Source organism: Arthrobacter sp. HMWF013 (genome assembly GCF_003061105.1).
Lineage (GTDB): Bacteria > Actinomycetota > Actinomycetes > Actinomycetales > Micrococcaceae > Arthrobacter.
Genome location: NZ_QAIQ01000500.1, coordinates 1 through 2858 on the forward strand (window position 1 = coordinate 1; position 2858 = coordinate 2858).

Sequence of the window (2858 nt, forward strand, 5' to 3'; positions counted from 1 at the left end):
AGCGCCAGCAGTGCGGGTAGCTGTGCTCGTAGCTGGCCTGGCGCACCAGGCGGCCCTGGGCCCGCAGCACCTGGGTGATGGGCTTGTTGGCCTCGAAGACCTGGAGGCCCGCGATGTCGTGCAGGTCCCCGTGCTTGAACAGCGGCAGGAATTTGGCGCCTTCGTCCACGGAAAGCACCACGGGGATGCCGGCCTCTTCACAGACCTTCTGGTCATCCTCGCCGTATGCGGGAGCCTGGTGGACCAGGCCGGTACCGTCCGTGGTGGTCACGTAATCGGCCACCAGGATACGCCAGGCATTCTGGGTGCCGTATTTCTCGGTGTCGCTGAAATCGCTCCACAGCGGCTGGTACTGCAGCCCTTCCAGGTCTGAGCCGAGGTGGGTCGAGACGACGGCTCCTTCTGCGGATTCGGCGTCGTCGTAGCCAAGGTCCTTGGCGTAGGCGGCGAGCAGGTCCGCGGCCAGGAGGAAGGTTCCCGTAACGGGTGCGTCCGCTGAGGCGGCCTTGATGCCGTTGGGTCCGGCGGGCACCACGGCGTACGTGATGGAAGGCCCGACGGCGAGCGCCAGGTTGGTGGGCAGGGTCCAGGGGGTGGTGGTCCAGGCGAGCGCCTGCACGCCGGCCAGTTGCTTCGAAAGCTCCGAGTCCCCTGCCGTGATGGGGAATGTGACCGTGACGGTCTGGTCCTGGCGGTTCTTGTAGACGTCGTCATCCATGCGCAGTTCATGGTTGGACAGCGGCGTTTCGTCTTTCCAGCAGTACGGCAGCACGCGGTAGCCGTTGTAGGTCAGGCCCTTTTCGTGCAGCTGCTTGAACGCCCAGAGCACGGACTCCATGTACTCCACGTTGAGGGTCTTGTAGTCGTTTTCGAAGTCAACCCAGCGGGCCTGGCGGGTGACGTAGTTCTTCCACTCATCGGCATACTTCATCACCGAGGCGCGGCAGGCATCGTTGAACTTGTCGATGCCCATGGCCTCGATCTGGGTCTTGTCCGTCATCCCCAGCTGCTTCATGGCTTCCAGCTCGGCGGGGAGGCCGTGCGTGTCCCAGCCGAAACGCCGTTCCACCCGCTTGCCGCGCTGGGTCTGGTAGCGGCCCACCAGGTCCTTGGCGTAGCCGGTCAGGAGGTGGCCGTAGTGGGGCAGGCCGTTGGCGAAGGGCGGGCCGTCGTAGAAGACGAACTCGTTGCTGCCGGGCGCTCCCCCGGGAGCATCGGCGCTGCGCTGGTCGATGCTGGCCTGGAAGGTGCCGTCCTGCTCCCAGTACTTCAGGATGCGCTCTTCGATCTCCGGAAACTTCACGGAGGCAGAGACACCGGAACCGGGCGTTGCCGACGGGGAAGCAGTGGCCTTGGGGTAATTCGTCATTCTCGACATCCTGGGTTGAGCTGGTGAACCGTCCAGCAGCGGCTGGCCGGTTCCGTTCAGGATGCGAGGACGGCTTGTGTCCAGTCCGGGGACTGCACCCTTACCGCGGTACCACCTCACTTACCGGGTGCCAGCCCTCCCTGCGGAAAACTGCCAACCGGCCGCTCATTACTGCTGTGACGGGCTTACCCGTCCGGTTCTACTGACACCGCCGGCCAGATCCCTGGCAGTTGATGCGTTCTTCCGGAAGCTCACCGGTGATAGCCGGGTCCTCGCCGCCTCTGAGTCTACTATTGCCGGGCTTCCCACCGCCATTCTTCGATCGCGGCCAGGAAAAGGGGCACGGGCTCCAAGCGCCCGGCAGTGAATAGACTCAAAGTCATGACACTCTCCGGCCGCGGGTCAGCAAAAGCGCCAGGAGCCACGTGGTTCAGGTGGCTGTGGCTCCTCGTCAGCGCACCAGTGGTGGCTTTGTCGGTCTTCCGGGCCGTTCCGGCGCAGTGGCCCGTTCTTGTGGTGCAACTGGTGTCCTTCACCCCGTGGCTGGCAGTGCCCGCCACGGCAGCGCTGCTCCTGGCTTTTCTGGGACGCAGCCGGTTGCAGCAGGGTGTGGCAGTTGTCCTCCTGGTGTGCCAGGCGTTCTGGCTCTTCCCCCTGGACACCGGCCGTCCCGCACCTGCGGCCATCGGCACCAAGCTGCCGCTGGCCGTCATGAGCCTCAACGCAGAACTGGGCCAGGCCGACGCCGGCCACATCGTGGCCTTGGTCCGGGACAACAACGTGTCCCTGCTGGCACTGCAGGAATTCACCCAGGGACTCCAGGACAGGCTTTCCGCTGCCGGCCTGGACCAGCTGCTGCCGCAGCGCGTCAGCCAGCCATCCAGCGGCGCAACCGGCAGCGCCCTGTATTCGCGGCATCCAATGGAGGCCGTTGGCAGTGTCCCCGACACGCCGTTCAGGATTCCAACGGTCCGGCTGACAGCGGAAGCGAACGGGACGGTGGCCGTCCTGGAGGTAACGAGTGTTCACGTTTTTCCGCCCGTGGAGGACCATCTGGACCAGTGGCGAAGCGATCTGGCAGCCGTGGGCCGGGTGGCGGACCGCCCCGGCGCGCGGCTCCTCGCCGGCGATTTCAACGCAACCTACGACCACGCGGAATTCAGGGCACTCCTGGCCCGGGGTCAAGGACGTGACGGGGAGGCTGCGGCACTGGTGGACGTTGGAGCGGCCTCCGGATCACGGCTGGTGCCCACCTGGCCCATGGACGGGCAATTGCTTCCGGGGGTTACCATCGACCATCTGGTCATCAGCCGCGATCTGGACAGCTCGGGCTACAGGGTCCAACGGGTTGCCGGAACGGACCACGCGGCGGTGATGGCCACGCTGAGCCTGCCGGCAGCGGGCTAGGTCCTGAGGCGCAGAAGGGCGGGGCGCCCAAGGGGCGGTTTCTAGGGGTCGTTGCAACACCTGTTGGTTAGGTGGTTAGTAG

The 2858-nt window shown here is 65.6% G+C and carries 2 protein-coding genes; one reads left to right on the top strand and one right to left on the bottom strand.

All coding sequences use genetic code 11. The features are described 5' to 3' along the window. The coding region (locus DBR22_RS17655; RefSeq protein WP_146187553.1) for a class I tRNA ligase family protein at positions 1-1369 on the bottom strand (1369 nt) is incomplete at its 3' end. A gap of 381 nt (positions 1370-1750) precedes the next feature. On the opposite strand from DBR22_RS17655, the gene DBR22_RS17660 reads away from it, so the two are divergent. Beyond that, entirely contained in the window at positions 1751-2776 is a 1026-nt protein-coding gene (locus tag DBR22_RS17660; protein WP_108600093.1) for an endonuclease/exonuclease/phosphatase family protein, read from the top strand. Positions 2777-2858 lie beyond the last annotated feature (82 nt).

Excerpts from the sequence above, each read along its gene's own strand:
- DBR22_RS17660 (WP_108600093.1), top strand. The coding sequence starts at position 1,751 with ATGACACTCTCCGGCCGCGGGTCAGCAAAAGCGCCAGGAGCCACGTGG.